Source organism: Ekhidna lutea (genome assembly GCF_900188325.1).
Classification (GTDB): domain Bacteria; phylum Bacteroidota; class Bacteroidia; order Cytophagales; family Cyclobacteriaceae; genus Ekhidna; species Ekhidna lutea.
Genome location: NZ_FZPD01000004.1, coordinates 23,388 through 38,720, shown reverse-complemented (window position 1 = coordinate 38,720; position 15,333 = coordinate 23,388). Strand labels below are relative to the sequence as shown.

General features: G+C 40.1%; 17 protein-coding genes. 2 read left to right on the top strand and 15 right to left on the bottom strand.

Annotated features, from left to right (window positions below):
- Positions 1 to 5 precede the first annotated feature (5 nt).
- The 12 genes from CHB71_RS11295 to xerD form a co-directional block, all read right to left on the bottom strand.
- On the bottom strand, positions 6 to 641 hold the full coding sequence (locus CHB71_RS11295; protein WP_089357037.1) for an acetyltransferase: 636 nt from the start codon (positions 639 to 641) through the stop codon (positions 6 to 8).
- Between the two features lie 33 nt (positions 642 to 674).
- Positions 675 to 1,847 (bottom strand): DUF2142 domain-containing protein, encoded by a 1,173-nt coding sequence (locus tag CHB71_RS11290; protein ID WP_089357036.1) that lies wholly within the window; start codon positions 1,845 to 1,847, stop codon positions 675 to 677.
- Positions 1,844 to 3,112 (bottom strand): DUF2851 family protein, encoded by a 1,269-nt coding sequence (locus CHB71_RS11285; protein ID WP_089357035.1) that lies wholly within the window; start codon positions 3,110 to 3,112, stop codon positions 1,844 to 1,846. Before CHB71_RS11285 ends, CHB71_RS11290 begins: the two co-directional genes overlap by 4 nt.
- A 30-nt stretch (positions 3,113 to 3,142) precedes the next feature.
- Positions 3,143 to 3,958 (bottom strand): orotidine-5'-phosphate decarboxylase, encoded by an 816-nt coding sequence (pyrF, locus tag CHB71_RS11280; protein WP_089357034.1) that lies wholly within the window; start codon positions 3,956 to 3,958, stop codon positions 3,143 to 3,145.
- Positions 3,959 to 4,062: 104 nt separating this feature from the next.
- A complete protein-coding gene (locus CHB71_RS11275) occupies positions 4,063 to 4,278 on the bottom strand; it encodes a hypothetical protein (RefSeq protein WP_089357033.1) in 216 nt (71 codons plus the stop codon).
- A 114-nt stretch (positions 4,279 to 4,392) separates the two neighbouring features.
- The gene (locus CHB71_RS11270; protein ID WP_089357032.1) at positions 4,393 to 4,638 is read right to left on the bottom strand and encodes an RNA recognition motif domain-containing protein; all 246 of its coding nucleotides are present in this window, start codon (positions 4,636 to 4,638) and stop codon (positions 4,393 to 4,395) included.
- Between the two features lie 79 nt (positions 4,639 to 4,717).
- On the bottom strand, positions 4,718 to 5,344 hold the full coding sequence (locus CHB71_RS11265; protein WP_089357031.1) for a LolA family protein: 627 nt from the start codon (positions 5,342 to 5,344) through the stop codon (positions 4,718 to 4,720).
- Positions 5,345 to 5,361: 17 nt separating this feature from the next.
- On the bottom strand, positions 5,362 to 7,896 hold the full coding sequence (locus tag CHB71_RS11260; protein WP_089357030.1) for an FtsK/SpoIIIE family DNA translocase: 2,535 nt from the start codon (positions 7,894 to 7,896) through the stop codon (positions 5,362 to 5,364).
- 55 nt (positions 7,897 to 7,951) lie between these two features.
- Entirely contained in the window at positions 7,952 to 8,242 is a 291-nt protein-coding gene (locus CHB71_RS11255; RefSeq protein ID WP_089357029.1) for a type II toxin-antitoxin system RelE/ParE family toxin, read from the bottom strand.
- A 3-nt stretch (positions 8,243 to 8,245) separates the two neighbouring features.
- Positions 8,246 to 8,485 (bottom strand): hypothetical protein, encoded by a 240-nt coding sequence (locus CHB71_RS11250; protein WP_144017400.1) that lies wholly within the window; start codon positions 8,483 to 8,485, stop codon positions 8,246 to 8,248.
- 12 nt (positions 8,486 to 8,497) lie between these two features.
- On the bottom strand, positions 8,498 to 9,526 hold the full coding sequence (locus tag CHB71_RS11245) for a quinone-dependent dihydroorotate dehydrogenase (RefSeq protein ID WP_089357027.1): 1,029 nt from the start codon (positions 9,524 to 9,526) through the stop codon (positions 8,498 to 8,500).
- Positions 9,526 to 10,422, bottom strand: a complete 897-nt coding sequence (gene xerD, locus CHB71_RS11240; RefSeq protein ID WP_089357026.1) for a site-specific tyrosine recombinase XerD — start codon at positions 10,420 to 10,422, stop codon at positions 9,526 to 9,528. Before xerD ends, CHB71_RS11245 begins: the two co-directional genes overlap by 1 nt.
- 119 nt (positions 10,423 to 10,541) lie before the next feature.
- On the opposite strand from xerD, the gene aroQ reads away from it, so the two are divergent.
- Positions 10,542 to 10,958: a type II 3-dehydroquinate dehydratase gene (gene aroQ, locus CHB71_RS11235; protein WP_089357025.1), complete on the top strand. Its 417-nt coding sequence runs from the start codon at positions 10,542 to 10,544 to the stop codon at positions 10,956 to 10,958.
- A gap of 91 nt (positions 10,959 to 11,049) precedes the next feature.
- The gene (locus CHB71_RS11230) at positions 11,050 to 11,592 is read left to right on the top strand and encodes an EF-hand domain-containing protein (RefSeq protein ID WP_089357024.1); all 543 of its coding nucleotides are present in this window, start codon (positions 11,050 to 11,052) and stop codon (positions 11,590 to 11,592) included.
- 2 nt (positions 11,593 to 11,594) lie between these two features.
- Here CHB71_RS11230 and aac(6') read toward each other — a convergent pair whose 3' ends face one another.
- The 3 genes from aac(6') to CHB71_RS11215 form a co-directional block, all read right to left on the bottom strand.
- Positions 11,595 to 12,032: an aminoglycoside 6'-N-acetyltransferase gene (gene aac(6'), locus CHB71_RS11225; protein WP_089357023.1), complete on the bottom strand. Its 438-nt coding sequence runs from the start codon at positions 12,030 to 12,032 to the stop codon at positions 11,595 to 11,597.
- A 44-nt stretch (positions 12,033 to 12,076) separates the two neighbouring features.
- Positions 12,077 to 12,304 carry a DUF1059 domain-containing protein gene (locus CHB71_RS11220; protein ID WP_245811257.1) on the bottom strand — a complete coding sequence of 76 codons (228 nt, stop codon included), beginning with the start codon at positions 12,302 to 12,304 and terminating at the stop codon, positions 12,077 to 12,079.
- Between the two features lie 71 nt (positions 12,305 to 12,375).
- On the bottom strand, positions 12,376 to 15,270 hold the full coding sequence (locus tag CHB71_RS11215; RefSeq protein ID WP_221406719.1) for a VPS10 domain-containing protein: 2,895 nt from the start codon (positions 15,268 to 15,270) through the stop codon (positions 12,376 to 12,378).
- Positions 15,271 to 15,333 lie beyond the last annotated feature (63 nt).

Genomic DNA, 15,333 nt, shown 5'->3' with positions numbered 1-15,333 from the left:
ACGAATTACTTCACTTCCACGGCCGGATTGCCAAAGACTGTCTGACCTTTCTTTACATCGCCAACAACTACAGAGCCGGCTCCAATTCGAGCCCCCTTACCAATAGTTACACCTGCAACAACAGTCACACCTGATCCAATAAAAACTTCATTTTCTATTTTCACTTTGGTGTTAATGATAGATCCTGTGCCGATTTGTACAAAATCACCCATTTCCACTTCCTGTTCTATGATCGCTTTTGAATTGATGACATTGTGATTGCCCATTTTGGAGTCATTGGAAAGAATGGCTCCAGCATTTACGAAATTTCCATGACCTATAATGAAAGACTCTGAAATGGTGGCTGCATTATGCACCGCATTCATTGGCATTACCTTTCTGGTTTCTTTCAGGTACTCCACATATTCTTTGCGTAGAGAATTGTCATCAGTTGCCACGAAAGCTTCGCATTTTTGACCGATCAATTTTGTGAATCCATGATCGTCTGTTGCACCAAGTACTGTTACAGCGTTTATTTCAGTGTTGTGAGTCTTTTCGTCATCATCTAAAAATCCATATACAACAATATTGTTGGAGTTGAAGATTTCAAGCGCAGCTTTCGCCAGTCCTGTTGATCCAAAAATAATTACTGGTTTTTCCATGTCCTTCTTGTTTTGAAGGCGCAAAATTAGCGATTATTCTTTCGTTTTCGAAGATAGATAGTGATATGGAAGTATGCTGCAGATTAAGAAGAGATAGGGCATATACGCATTCTTATAACGAACCAGTGTGCCAAAATTAGGTGTGGCTAATGGAAGCATAATTGCCAATAATAGTATGCAACACAAAGCGGATACGAAAAGAGGAGTATCAACCGGTGGATTTCTTTTGAAATAAAGAGATACTGACATGATAATGAGAATTGTTAATATGAAATTCTCAATACGATGAAGCCATCCCCAGATAGGTGTTTTGTCATAAATACTTGGTCGGAAAAGCCCGGCATGTAAAGCTTTAGGAACTTCTTTGATCACAGCTAATATGGATGCATCTTTAATTTCTATATCTAATTGACCTTCCAAATCTGATTTCTCCAGAATCGTTCTATTTGTTTCATAAATTGTCCACGAAAGCTTCTCCACTTTTAAATATGGGTGCACAAACTGGGTGGAAATCAAAGAGAGGGCCAATACCATTGCAGCAATTATCCATTTCCATCTTGATTTGACCTTTTTAATTAAAGATACCGAAACAAGCAGCCCTCCAAATATCAGACAAGTGATAATCAGGTAGTGCTTGAGGTGGAACAATAGATATCCACTAATCACAGCTATGATGAAATCATAGACTGTAATATTTATGCGCTTATACCATTTTAAAATTGCGGCAATAAGCACCATCATTGCTGCAAATGCCAGGGTGTCTTTCAGAATACCTGAGGACCAGAATACGATTGAAGGGATGATTAGGAAACAGCTGGCAGTTAATACTTTGATGGAAGGAAAAGCCTTAGAAAATTGTGATGTAGCATACCATGCAGCAGTAAAGCTGATAAATGAAAGCCAGGCGGAGGTGATCCAATAGGAGCCTCCTGACAAGTACACCAATAGAGTGAGGATACGGATGAAGAATTGCGTTCTAGGTTCTTCAGTAGCGAAATCATCAAATGATTTAGCCATCTCGAAAAATGAAATAGTATCACCTTCTCCATAGTATTCATAGAAAATCCAGCCAAGTACAAATCCGGCAGAAATCTTCATAACAAGTCCAATCCAAAACATCCAGGTAGGGAGGCTGGTTTTTAGTTTTCGAAAAACCAGGAAAGCTAGTGAGCTAATAATGATGATATGAATGATCCAGGTTATCATTTATTGAGTAGGTCAACTCCAATGTTGCATTGAAGGCATTTCCTTTTTTGACAGTAGTTTTTGAATAAATGAATCAATGCCTGGGAATCAAAAGCCGTATGAATCTGCATATTTGGATCATTCCATTTTTTAGTGATCCGGTTACTTTCCCCCACAACAGATTCTAAAAGTTCGATCGCTCGATCCATGAACAACTGATCATCAGTATAGCGAGCATAGGCTGCCAAAAGAGGAGCAATGGTGTTTATCAGTATATTTTCAAAGGAACTGTTTCCGATGGTTTTTGATATCCTGGTTCTAGGCTTACCGAAATCATAATGACCCTGCCAATAGCTGCTCATCGGTGTAATTAACGCTTTTTTTAACTCTTTTATATTCTTTGTTTGAGTAAGGATGGAGAATAATTGAGGTTGGTGAGTAAGGAGGGAAGCAAACTGCGATAACCTAACCGTAGGGAAATTGGCAGGTCTAAGTTTTCCAAACTTCCATTGTACACTGATCATTGGTTCCTGAAGCTGAAATTTCTTTCGAAGGAAATCAAATTCCTTTTTTAATTCAGTCTCATATGGGTCAGAGCCTTTTTCAAGAAAGCCAGCCTGTCCGAAGATCAAGGATTCAGTTTGTTTCTCACTTTGCAAGACTTTTTTGAGCTTAGCAAAGGGCAAAATCTGAGTTAGGCGTATAAATGCTTCCTTATTAGTAGAAAATCCAAAATTGGAAGCCAGCGCCCTATAGGTGGACTCTTCCCAATCATTCTTGTTTTTCGACAGATCATCCAGTATTCGACTCGCCTTTTCTTCAAGTCGCTCTACAAGGACACGATCCATCATACTCCGGATTGTTAGTGAAGATATCTTGGAGAGCTGATTCTGACATAAGATTTCAGTCGGAGCTTGAATATGGTTCTGATATCTTTCCAGTAGCTGGTGGCTTACTAAATCTTTAAGCTCAAGTGTTGGCAGGGGAGATCCACCTACTTCAACAGTCTTATCTTCATTCCAGACGACATGCAGTACAACATTTTCGTATGCAGGATCATTTTGATGATTGTGATGATACCAATCTGATGAATTGATATGTATTTCTATCTGTCCGGCCCATTCCAATTCATCAATTTTAATCCTTGCCTCTTCAAAATCCGGCCCGGAATCATGATTGTGATTACCAGGATTAAATACTTTTAGAGATTGACCGTCTGTGAGTAGAAGATCACTCGAATCAAATTTTTGATATTTCCAGATATAGTGGAGAAACTGCTCGTCCATAGCGATTAGCTTCCTAAGATACGGTTTGTGCTATAATCGCTGAAGAATTTCAGCCATTTCTACTTGAATTTTGTGAGCTTCTTTTCCAGCAGCCTCAGCAAATTTTTCAGTGGAATCGGAATAAATAATCCCTCTGGAGGAATTGACTAAAAGCCCACAATGCTTATTCATGCCATACTTGCAAACAGCCTTTAGATCACCGCCTTGAGCTCCAACTCCTGGAATGAGTAAGAAATGCTCGGGAACCAGCCTCCTAATACCAATCAAAGCCTCCGGACGAGTGGCACCTACAACATACATGATATTATTGGCATTGCCCCATTCGGCTGACTTACGGATTACCCGCTCGTATAATTTCTCTCCATCGCTGCTTACAATAACATCCTGAAAATCCAATCCACCGGGGTTGCTGGTGGCAGCAAGAAGGATGACCCATTTTCGATCAAACTCCAAAAATGGTTTTACAGAGTCTGAACCCATGTATGGAGCCACTGTGACCGAATCAAAATCCATGTTTTCGAAGAATGCTCTTGCGTACATCGAGGAGGTGTTGCCAATATCGGCGCGCTTAGCGTCGGCTATGGTAAAAATATCCTTGGGGATGTATTCCAGTGTTTTTTGGAGGGATTCCCATCCTTTCGCACCATGCGCCTCATAAAATGCCGTGTTGGGTTTGTAGGCTACAGCATACTCCTTTGTAGCATCTATTATTTTCTTGTTGAACTCAAAGATGGGATCTTCAGCGTCAAGGAGGTGTTTGGGAATTTTCTTTATGTCTGTGTCGAGCCCCACACATAAAAAGGACTCTTTTTCTTTGATTTGCTCAAAAAGCTGCTGACGGGTCATGGTCTGATTTATGTGGATTTGGGGCTAAGATAAGGAGAAAAGCATGGACGCATTTATCCTGTTTCCGGCTTTTCGGAAGTGGTGAATCCAATAAAATTTAAGAATTACTTAAGCTCAGGAAGCTTATCGTTTACGACTTTACCTTTCTTTACTTCACCGTAAAAGTGCACGTCGTATAATTTCTCGTACTTTTTGATCGATTGGTGTAATTCAGGAATAGTATCACTCCTAAGTTTGATTCCTTTTCTTTCACCCTTGTGTCGGAGTTCTATGTAGTATCCGTCTTTAAGTTTTACCGGAGTAGTTGCAGGTCTAGCCAAATCAATAAAATTTTATGTGTACGTAACAATTATATAAAACAATGCTCGTGCGGAAAAGTTTCCGCACGAGCAATTATATAAAAATCAATAAAAACTTAGAATCTGTTTCAGTGCTTAACCTCTTGGGTTAGCTTTTTTTACAACGATGGTTCTACCATCTAATTCTGTGTCGTTTAGGCTTGAAATAGCCTGATTACCCTCGTCATCATTTGGCATTTCAACAAATCCGAAACCTTTCGATCTCTGAGTGTCTCTGTCCATGATAACTTTAGCGGAATCTACTGTTCCGAATTCTTCGAATGCTTGTCTCAATGCGTCTTCTGAAGTTGCATAGTTAAGCTTAGCTACAAAAATGTTCATTAAAAAAAATAAAAAATTATAAAGCGCTCAGACTTGTTCTGAACGCAGCAAAGGTACTCTTTTTCTTGAGATTCTTATTTTATCTGAAATCTATTACTTCAACATTCGGATATTCTGAGGTATCAAATGTGAAATAACTGTCAGCTAAATTAGCTGGGGTGAAAGAGTTTATGGAGTAGACATACTTATTGCCAGTACGCTCAAATACGGTAAATGACTTCAATTCATCTTTTGCGTTGATAGTCATTCTGATTTTGAAATAACTTTTATCTCTACTTTCAGGATCCAGTTCAATCAATCGGTCTCCATTGGATTTTTCCTCAGCCAGTGCATATTTAAATCCGTTTTTATAAAGGTCATAAACGTTACTAAGAGTGATTTCTGACTCCTCTGGGTCATAAGTACTTATTGTCACTTCGTTTACTTCGGCATTGAAGGTATAAATATCTGTACCGTCGTTGAAAATTTTCTGACCAGCAACATCCAAAACATACATATCTCCTTTTACAGCTATGTCTCCTGAAATCGTCTCATCAAGCCCTGCACTCTCGTTTGTTAGTTTCTGAGAAAAAGAGGCCTTGAAAGACTTTACTTTTTTGTATTTATTGCTCATAGCATCCAATACGGTCAATGCTTCAGGATCATATTGAGCTTGTACCTGTAGTAGCAATGTCAAAGTAAGTGATGCAATTATTAGCTTTTTCATTCTTTTTTGATTCGTTCTTAATATTTGATTTCTATTTCAGACAATAACTGTTCCAAACTATGATCATCAGGGATAAGTACCTCTCGAGCCTTGCTACCCTCAAACGGACCGACTATTCCTGCGGCTTCCAGCTGGTCAATTAATCTACCGGCTCTGTTATACCCAAGCTTCATCTTTCGTTGGATGAGCGATGTAGATCCCTGCTGATGCATGACAATCAAACGTGCAGCATCGGCAAAAAGTGCGTCTCTGTCTGAAAGGTCCACTTCGCCTATGCCTGACTCTTCCTCTCCTGCATACTCTGGTAGGAGATAAGCATCATCATACCCTCTTTGTTCACCGATATAATCACAAATCTTCTCGACCTCTGGTGTATCTACGAATGCACATTGCAATCGGGTCATATCGGACCCCATTGAAAGCAACATGTCTCCCATACCAATTAATTGGTCGGCTCCACCGGCATCCAGAATTGTTCTGGAGTCAATTTTAGAAGTAACCCGGAAGGAAAGTCTTGCCGGGAAGTTTGCCTTAATGATACCTGTAATTACATTTACTGATGGTCGTTGAGTGGCTACAATCAAGTGAATACCGATGGCACGAGCCAGCTGGGCCAATCGTGCGATAGGTGTTTCCACCTCTTTACCAGCGGTCATCATTAAGTCAGCCAACTCATCAATTACTAGCACGATATACGGTAAGAACCTGTGCCCTTTGTTTGGGTTAAGCTTTCTTTCGGTGAATTTCTTGTTATACTCCTTAAGGTTACGGCAGGCTGCACTTTTCAGCAGGTCGTACCGGTTATCCATCTCAATGCATAGAGAGTTGAGCGTATTCACAACCTTAGAAGTATCGGTGATGATTGGCTCGTCACTATCCGGCAGCTTAGCCAGAAAGTGCTTCTCCACTTTATTGAAAAGTGTCAATTCCACCTTTTTGGGGTCAACTAATACCAGTTTTAACTGTGATGGATGCTTTTTGTATAGGAGTGATGTCAGGATAATGTTCAATCCTACGGACTTACCCTGTCCTGTAGCACCAGCCATCAACAGGTGGGGCATTTTGGCCAAATCCGTCACAAATACTTCATTGGAGATGGTTTTTCCCAATACGACTGGTAGATCCATTTTGCTTTCCATGAATTTACTAGTTGTAATCACAGAGCGAGCATCTACCATCTCACGATTTTTATTTGGAACCTCGATACCAATGGTCCCCTTCCCAGGAATAGGAGCAATAATACGGATACCTAATGCCGCCAGGCTTAAAGCTATGTCGTCTTCCAGGTTTTTGATCTTGGAGATTTTCACTCCAGCCTCCGGCACAATTTCATAAAGGGTGACTGTTGGGCCTATAGTGGCTTTGATACTTGAAATGCCAATTTTAAAATTGACGAGTGTTTCAATAATGCGATCCTTGTTTTGCTCCAATTCATCCTTCGAAACTTTCACATCCTTTTCCGGATATTCAAATAAAAGGGAAGGGTTTGGAAACTTATACCTTGGCAGATCAAGGGTTGGATCGTAATTGATTGCTTCTTCGGTAACTTCTTCTTCGAATTCCTTTTGTTCCACATCAAATGAAAGATCTTCCAGCTCTTCATTCGATGAAGGCTCTTCTTGTTGTGGTGGAGCCACGGCTTTTTCTTCTTTAGGTGCAAAGACTTTTTCTTCTATTTCTTTTGAAAGCGGCTTTTCTTCTTCCTTAAATTCCGGTAGGTCAATGGTGAATTCCGGGTCTGCTTTTTCTTTTTTAGCTGCGGGCTTAGTTGGGAGTTTTTTCACAACCCATGTTTCAGATTCATCCTTATTTGCATCTTCATCTTCCACCTCTTTTTTGATTTGATCCAATACCGAACTTATATCTGCGGTTTTCGTCTTTGGCTTCTTCTCCGGGATCAACGATTTTATTTGGTTGATCATGTTTTCAAATGATGGTAAAACACCACTGAAAGCAGGTATCCTTGTAATGTCGAAAAAGAACATATTGAATACTACAAAGAGAAAAATCAGGAATAGGATAGCTCCCCACCCCATCAGGCTCTGTGAAATCACCGCAAGTTCATAGCCAATACCACCGCTCAGAAACCCCCACATCGTGATTTCTTCCTGGGAAAGCAGGAAATAACCCATCACCATGCTGATCCATATGAGATAGAAAACCACAAAATTGAAAGACTTGGTGATTGGAAGAAGGGCCCTGTGCCAAATAATTTTATATGCTACAATGAAGAGAAATGGAGGAATAAGAATCGCCGCAATTCCAAACCAAAGAAAAATAAAATAATGCGCAGCAATTGCGCCAATTAAGCCAAAAGAGTTTTGAACTTCTGCACCAGACTCCTTCACATTTGTGTTTGTGTATGCCTCTACTACACTTTGATCAGCCTGACCTGTACTCAGGTAAGATATAAAGGAGACACCCAGAAATATCGAAATCAACAGTAGGGTGAACCCGATAAACAGGTGAAATTTTCGGTCAGTGATGAAGTTGAATTTAAGGCTTGCCTTCTGCTTCTTCTCGATCTTCTTCTTGTAGGTATTCTGTGCCATAGGTTATAGCTCCCAAAAATAATGGAGTTTTAAGCCGGGATCAAACATGCTAATCTTATATGTTAAGGTTTTTGGTATCTTGAAAATTATTCCAGAACCTAACGAGCGTAATGCGATCTTCTTGTACAAGATAGAAAAGAGAAACTTGTTTTCGAATTACTGCTTTTCTTATGTTTTTATGCCCAACAAATGGATAAAGTTGTGGGTGTTCTTGAATCAGTGAAAGAATCGTTTCAACTTCGTCTATAAATTTTTTTGCTACACTTTCAGTCCATCTGGATAAGATGAATTCAATGTTTTGGTGATAATCATTAATGGCATCTTCAGACCATTCTATCGGGAGCATTTGTCAAAAGAGATTTGGGAATTTTGATTTCGTTTCAGATCGAACCTGATTGTGACTCTTTACTTTTCCTTTCGCAATCGATTTTAGTCCAGTATCAATTGCATCCTTTTGCTCTTTCGAAATAGATACTTTTTTTTGATTGATATCTGACAACTTAATTGAAGATAGCAGGTCAATTGTCTTTGGATCTTCCAAATCTGAAAGCCATTGAATCAAATCATTCTTTTGCGACTGAATATTCATCTTCATTTAAAGTTAACCAATTTTCAAAAGTTCCTTGTTGATTCGCTTAATCAATCCCGGGCCTTCATATACAAGCCCTGTATAAATCTGAACCAGATTTGCTCCGGCCTGAATTTTTTCAACAGCATCATGTGCTGAATGGATGCCGCCGACCGCAATGATATGAACGAGTGGGAGGTGTCTTCTGATATACTTCAATACCTCATTTGATTTGTCAAATACAGGTTTACCACTAAGCCCGCCAGGACCAATGGCTTCTACATTGTCTGCATCTGTTTTCAGTCCGGACCGATCGATGGTTGTATTGGATACGATCAGTCCGTCTAGTCCGGTTTTCTGAGTGATTTCGATGATATCATCCAGCTGTGATTCAGTAAGATCCGGAGCAATCTTCAAAAGAATAGGTTTTGGAGCTTCTTTTTTCTTATTCGCATCTTGCAATGCTTCTAGGAGCTTCATGAGTGGTTCCTTTTCCTGGAGTTCACGCAAACCCGGAGTATTTGGAGAACTTACATTCACGACGAAATAATCTACATAATCATATAGCTTTTCAAAGCAGATCAGATAGTCATCCAATGCATTTTCATTTGGCGTGACTTTGTTCTTCCCAATGTTTCCACCCACCAAAATTTTTGATTTCCTACTTTTCAATCGCTCCACGGCAGATTCCACACCTTCGTTATTAAATCCCATACGATTGATTAGCGCTTCATCCTTAGGTAGTCTGAATAGGCGAGGCTGAGGGTTACCGGGTTGGCCTTTTGGTGTGAGTGTGCCAATTTCTATAAACCCAAAACCTAAATGGGTAAAGTCATCAATAAGCTCAGCATTTTTATCAAACCCGGCTGCAAGCCCTACCGGATTTTTAAATTTCAATCCAAAAACTTCACGCTCCAGCCGCTGATCCTGAAAGTTGAACATTCCTTTAACCAGCGATTTACCAAATGGCAGTTTCAGTAGGAAATGAAGAAGTCCGGTTGTGATTTTGTGAGCTTTTTCAGGCGTAAATAAAAAAAGTACGGGTTTTAAAAGTTGATACATCAGCTTCTTGGATGGTATTGAGTTATTACCTGTTTCAAATAGTCTCTGTCCAGGTGTGTGTAGATTTCCGTGGTGGTAATAGATTCATGTCCAAGCATCTCCTGCACTGCGCGCAAATCTGCACCCCCTTCGATCAGGTGTGTTGCAAAACTATGACGAAATGTGTGGGGACTGATGCTTTTCTTCAATCCAATTTTAGCAGCCAAATCTTTGATGATCATAAAAACCATTACCCGACTAATCGCCTTTCCTCGTTTGGTTACAAATAGGTGATCCTCAAAACCCGGTTTTACATCAATATGTACCCGCACCTCATCCCTGAAAATTCTAATATGCTTTAAGGCTGATTTGCCGATGGGAACTAACCGTTCTTTGCTTCCTTTTCCTATGATCCGTAAGAAGCCAATATCGTCATGAATGTTGCTGATTTTTAAATTAATCAATTCCGAAACCCTTAATCCTGAGCTATAAAGTGTCTCTAGCATGGTCCTGTTTCGCTGACCTTCAGACGTTGACATATCTATGGCATTAAACAGCTGCTCGATTTCAGGTAAATCCAACGTGTCTGGCAGTTTCCTGCCCAGCTTTGGGGCTTCTATTAATTCGGATGGATCTTTTGTGATAACATCTTCATAGACAAGAAATCGAAAAAAAGCCTTTAGTCCTGATACCATGCGAGCCTGCGTGTAGGCAGACATCCCTAGTTCGTTGATGAATTCAAGAAAATCAATGAGGTCCTGCTGAACAACTTTAGTAGGCAGGGTGTCTCTTTCTTTGATTTCGAAGAATTGTTGAAGCTTTGAAATATCTGCCAGATAAGCATCAACTGAATTTGGAGCCAGCGATCGTTCCAGCTTTAGATAGTTTTTAAATTGCTTAATGTAGGTTGGCCACATTTTTTGGTTATCGAGTTAATCAGTTAATTAGTTGATTAGTCAACGAGCGTAGGTAAATTAGGCAATGAATAAACTAAACTAGTCTACTAATTACTGATCAACTAAATAACTGAACAAAATTGAAAATACTCATTCTAAACGGACCGAACCTAAACCTACTTGGAAAGCGTGAGCCTGAAATTTATGGAAGCCAGTCTTTTGAAGATTTTTTGGTTGACTTAAAGAAACGATTTCCGGAGGATGAGTTGGAATATTTTCAGTCTAATCATGAAGGAGCATTACTGGATAAGCTTCACGAGGTAGGATTTAGCTATGATGGAATCGTATTTAATCCTGGGGCTTATACGCATACTAGCATTGCTTTACGAGATGCGATTGCAGGCATTAAAACACCTGTATTTGAAGTGCATATTTCCAATTTAGCTAAGCGAGAAGATTTCAGACAGGTCAGCTATGTTAAGGATGTTTGCATTGGGTCTATCAATGGTATGGGTTTGGAAGGGTATGCTGTAGCGATCGAAGAGATCAAGGGTTAATCCCGCTTTAAAAGGGGATATGTAGAATAGTACGATCGTAGGAGCGTGTTTTTTCGTCTAAGTTCCTATCTTTCCTTTCAAATAGCCGCTCATGACTGACGTCCAAAAACAAAAAATCACCCATTTCTTTAATGTTCTTGATAATAATGGAAATGGTATTCTGGAAAAGGATGATTTTGAGATGGTAGGGGAAACGATGAGTGACATCATTGGGTTGGATGATAATTCAGTGGTACGGCTGGATTTAAAGCTGAGGGCACATCGGTTGTTTGTTCAAATCCTGAAAGACATTCAAAAAACAGAGGCGGAGCTTACCCTTGATGAGTGGATTCAGTTTTTTGATGAAGTAGTGCTGACCAAACCCAATGATTATATCAATCAATCAGCGACTTATATTTTCTCACTATTTGATCAGGATATGGATGGTCACATAGATGAGCGGGAATACCTGGATATGTTTAAAGCATACGGTCTGTACATGTCAGTGGCAAAAAAGGCCTTTGATATGCTGGATATCAATGGTGATGGACGTATTAGTGGTGGTGAGTTGGTTAAAGCATTCGAAGATTTTTTTCTCTCTCCAGAAGAGGAAGCTCCGGGCAACTGGATATTTGGAGATTGGAGAAATAGGTAGGTCTATAAAGATTTCTTGAAGGTCACTAAGCGACTTACTTCATCATATCCTACAGATTTATGAAAATCAATGCTTAGTTGATTTATGATTTCAGTGTCAGAAGCCATTTCAGAGCAGCCCCTTTTCTTACCCCATGTTTCAGCAGTCTCCAGAAGCTTTTTTGCAATACCTTCCTTTCTATGACTTGGATCAACGTAGATACCTTCCATATACAGAACTGGCGAGGTGGAGGTGCCTTCTACATACTCACTTCTCAATGAAAGCTGTATGAAGCCTAAATAAATGCCGTGATTTTTTGCTATGAATGCGGTTTCAGTTTCAGACTTGAGAATCTTGAGACCATTCTGAAATTCCTCTTTATAGTCACACTCCGGCCACAGATAGAGAACGAGCTGAGTCAGGTCCGAAATATTTTCTTTTGATATTTCTTCAATAGTCATGTCGCTATATTCTGCTAAATGATGGATTAAAGTAGCGGCAGTATTTAATTTTCGGGTAAATCTTCAAATTCTTTTCGTTTAGACTCAAACCACTCCTGCATTTCCTTAGGGGATTGCATGAGTCCCTGCATTTCCTCCATTGCTTTCATATGAGCTTCATCCTTTTTTTGAAACATTTCCATTCCATGTTGCTTGCTTAGCTCGGCCATTTCTTCAAAAGTATCAGCACGGAATTCCATCTGGCAGGCTCCTCCAAGCTGTTTACATGTCATTGTTTTCATTTAATAAAGATCATTAAAAAAGCCATTTTTTCAAGGTGGCTTTTCAATTCATTTTTTACCAATTACTCTTTTCTTCCGGGCCGCTCTCTTGGTGCCTTAATAGTAAGAGGTGTTTCAACGTTTGTGTCGCCTATCGTAATGCGAACAGTATATTCTCCAACTACCAAATGAAAATCACCATTTTCAGCAGCTTCATATTCTTCTTTTTGTTCCTCTTCGAGTAAGTCTTTGAAAGATTCATCAGTTTCAAGAGGTAGCTCTAGAATATTGATCCCTTTATCAGCATCAATTTCAGTGGAACTTACCACCTGATCTTTGAAAATAATTTCAACTTTACCATCTCCGTTTGTGCTGGAATAAAAAGAAACATTGGTTTTGGCTTCTATTACATCTCCCCATGCCCAGGTTTTGCTACCCCATCTTGAGCTATAGGTCACTGCGTCCATAGGAAATGCATGAAGTGTTTTAGCTAGTATTTCATTATTGACTTCCTGTACCAGCGAAGCATCTCCAATATAGATACCTCTTCCATGTGTACCTAAAACCAGCTCATTTTCTCGTGGGTGTACAATAAGGTCATGAACCGGCGTGTTAGGTAACCCCTCAGAAAATGCGTGATAATTTTCCCCACCATCAATTGAAACATATACACCATGATCTGTGCCTACATAAACAATCTTCTCATTAACAGGATCTTCTTTTACCACATTGACAGGCTCTAATGGTAGGTTTGATGAGATGTCTTTCCATGTCCTGCCATAATCTTCACTCATGTACACCATTGCTCGAAAATTGTCCCATCTGTAGCCATTTAGCGATGCATAAACCCGAGCTTCATTGTGAGCTGAAGCTACAACAGTGCTAACCCAAAAGTTTTCAGGCAGTCCATCGGTAATTTTAGTCCAGCTTTCGCCTGTATTGTCTGATCTGTGAATAAGTCCATCATCACTTCCTACATATATCAACCCAAAACGGGTGGGTGATTCTGAAATTGTCGTTAAGGTACCATAGCTCACATCTCCTTTCTTGCCGCCTTTGGTCAGATCATCACTTAGCGTTTCAAAATCATCTCCTTTGTTCATGGATCGGTGAAAGCGGTTGCTTCCGAAGTACACAATATCCTGATTGTGAACGGATAGTGTTATCGGAGCTTCCCAGTTCCATCTGTATGGAGCATCTCCCAGTTTATGCCGTGGTGTGATGTATTTACGGTCCCCTGTTTCAGTATTGATTCGGAAATAATTCCCAAACTGATATCCTGTATAAACGGTCGTATTGTCGCGTGTATCAATAGCTACCTGCATGCCATCACCACCCATTAATCGTTCGTATGGATATTTGCCATCTTGATACCACCTTCTTGAATATTCGTATGTACTTGGTCCTTTCCATACTCCATTATCCTGAAGGCCGCCATAGACGTTGTAAGGCTCTGTCATATCCACTGCGATTGAGTAAAACTGTCCCACTGAAGGTGAGTTGCAATTAATCCAGGTTTCTCCTGTATCATAGCTCACATACACACCGCCATCGTTACCCAAAATCAAATGACGAGGATCAGCAGGGTTGATCCAAAGTGCGTGATGATCTACGTGTACATTAGCTTCATTGATATTTTTGAACGTCTTACCACCATCTTCTGAGCGCACGATTGGCACTCCCATTGTATAAACTACATCCGGATTTTGAGTGTCCACACGTACCTGGCCAAAGTAGTAGCCATAAGAAAATATCATGTTTTCGATGTAGTCTTCATGTGTTTTGGTCCATGTTTTTCCAGCATCGTCGGATCGATACATTTCACCGCCTTTTACCGGGGTGTCAAAAAGCAAGGAATTAGCGTCTTCAGTATAAATGACTAAATCTATTGGCTTCACTTTCCCTGCTTCAATATCTTTTTTGATGTCCACGGCATTGTACTCTCGGGGGAAACCATTATCGTCTAAAAATTGATTGATCTCCTTATTTTCCAAATCAAGAAACTGCTGATTGCTCATTGTTCGGAGCTCATCTTTACTCAATCCTTCATCATCCTCTTCTTCTTTGGGTCTTCTATCTTGGTTGTCGAGGATCGCATATACAACGTTTGCGTCTGATGGAGCAAATGCTAAGCCCACTCGTCCGGTTCCGTCTGTATCCGGGAAACCGGAATCGTCGGGAATTTCATTCCATGTATCACCACCATCTTCAGATCTGTATATCGCCGTACCGGGTCCTGCTTCGGTGAAATTCCATGCTTTTCGATCTTTTTCCCAAGCCCCTGCTATTAATAGGTCAGGGTTGTCAGGATGCATGATTAGCTCTACAATCCCTGTTCTGTTGTTTACAAAAAGAGTTTTATTCCAGGTTTTTCCACCATCGGTTGACTTGTAGACGCCACGTTCCGGGTTTTCAGAATAGAGATGTCCCAGAGCTGCTACCCATATAATGTTAGGATCTTCCGGATGTAAGATGATTCTTCCAATATGGTGGGTTTCAGTTAGTCCAATGTTTTCCCACGATTCACCATTGTCACTCGATTTGAATATGCCATAACCGGAGTAGGACGAACGACTGGAGTTGTTTTCGCCTGATCCAACATAGATAATGTCATTTTCCCAGTCTACTGCAATATCTCCGATTGTCATCACAATTTGATTGTCGAAAATCGGATCAAAGGAAGTGCCGTTATTTTTTGTTTCCCACAATGAGCCCGAGGCATATGCTGCATAAAAATGAGAGGGATCTGATGGATCTACAGCAAGATCAACGACTCGTCCGCTCATCACTGTAGGGCCCACATTACGAAAAGGAATGTTTTTTACTAAGGATCCATCTTCAAGTTTTAATCGCTGTTGATAGCCTTCCCATCGCTGATCAGCTGGTGTAGCAGGAGGGATCTCATCGGATTTTTTCTTTCGTTGAGCCGGCAGAATAATAGCCATACTCAAAAAGAGAAGTAGGTAAATGGTTTTCATGTGGATGTGTTTTGCTTTTTTATAGGACACATGCAATTCGTACGATTAATAATTCATTCTTTG

Bases quoted from the DNA above. Each gene is read 5' to 3' on its own strand.
- CHB71_RS11295 (WP_089357037.1), bottom strand. From the start codon at position 641: ATGGAAAAACCAGTAATTATTTTTGGATCAACAGGACTGGCGAAAGCT.
- CHB71_RS11290 (WP_089357036.1), bottom strand. From the start codon at position 1,847: ATGATAACCTGGATCATTCATATCATCATTATTAGCTCACTAGCTTTC.
- CHB71_RS11285 (WP_089357035.1), bottom strand. From the start codon at position 3,112: ATGGACGAGCAGTTTCTCCACTATATCTGGAAATATCAAAAATTTGAT.
- pyrF (WP_089357034.1), bottom strand. From the start codon at position 3,958: ATGACCCGTCAGCAGCTTTTTGAGCAAATCAAAGAAAAAGAGTCCTTT.
- CHB71_RS11270 (WP_089357032.1), bottom strand. From the start codon at position 4,638: ATGAACATTTTTGTAGCTAAGCTTAACTATGCAACTTCAGAAGACGCA.
- CHB71_RS11265 (WP_089357031.1), bottom strand. From the start codon at position 5,344: ATGAAAAAGCTAATAATTGCATCACTTACTTTGACATTGCTACTACAG.
- CHB71_RS11260 (WP_089357030.1), bottom strand. From the start codon at position 7,896: ATGGCACAGAATACCTACAAGAAGAAGATCGAGAAGAAGCAGAAGGCA.
- CHB71_RS11255 (WP_089357029.1), bottom strand. From the start codon at position 8,242: ATGCTCCCGATAGAATGGTCTGAAGATGCCATTAATGATTATCACCAA.
- CHB71_RS11250 (WP_144017400.1), bottom strand. From the start codon at position 8,485: ATGAATATTCAGTCGCAAAAGAATGATTTGATTCAATGGCTTTCAGAT.
- CHB71_RS11245 (WP_089357027.1), bottom strand. From the start codon at position 9,526: ATGTATCAACTTTTAAAACCCGTACTTTTTTTATTTACGCCTGAAAAA.
- xerD (WP_089357026.1), bottom strand. From the start codon at position 10,422: ATGTGGCCAACCTACATTAAGCAATTTAAAAACTATCTAAAGCTGGAA.
- CHB71_RS11230 (WP_089357024.1), top strand. From the start codon at position 11,050: ATGACTGACGTCCAAAAACAAAAAATCACCCATTTCTTTAATGTTCTT.
- CHB71_RS11220 (WP_245811257.1), bottom strand. From the start codon at position 12,304: ATGACATGTAAACAGCTTGGAGGAGCCTGCCAGATGGAATTCCGTGCT.
- CHB71_RS11215 (WP_221406719.1), bottom strand. From the start codon at position 15,270: ATGAAAACCATTTACCTACTTCTCTTTTTGAGTATGGCTATTATTCTG.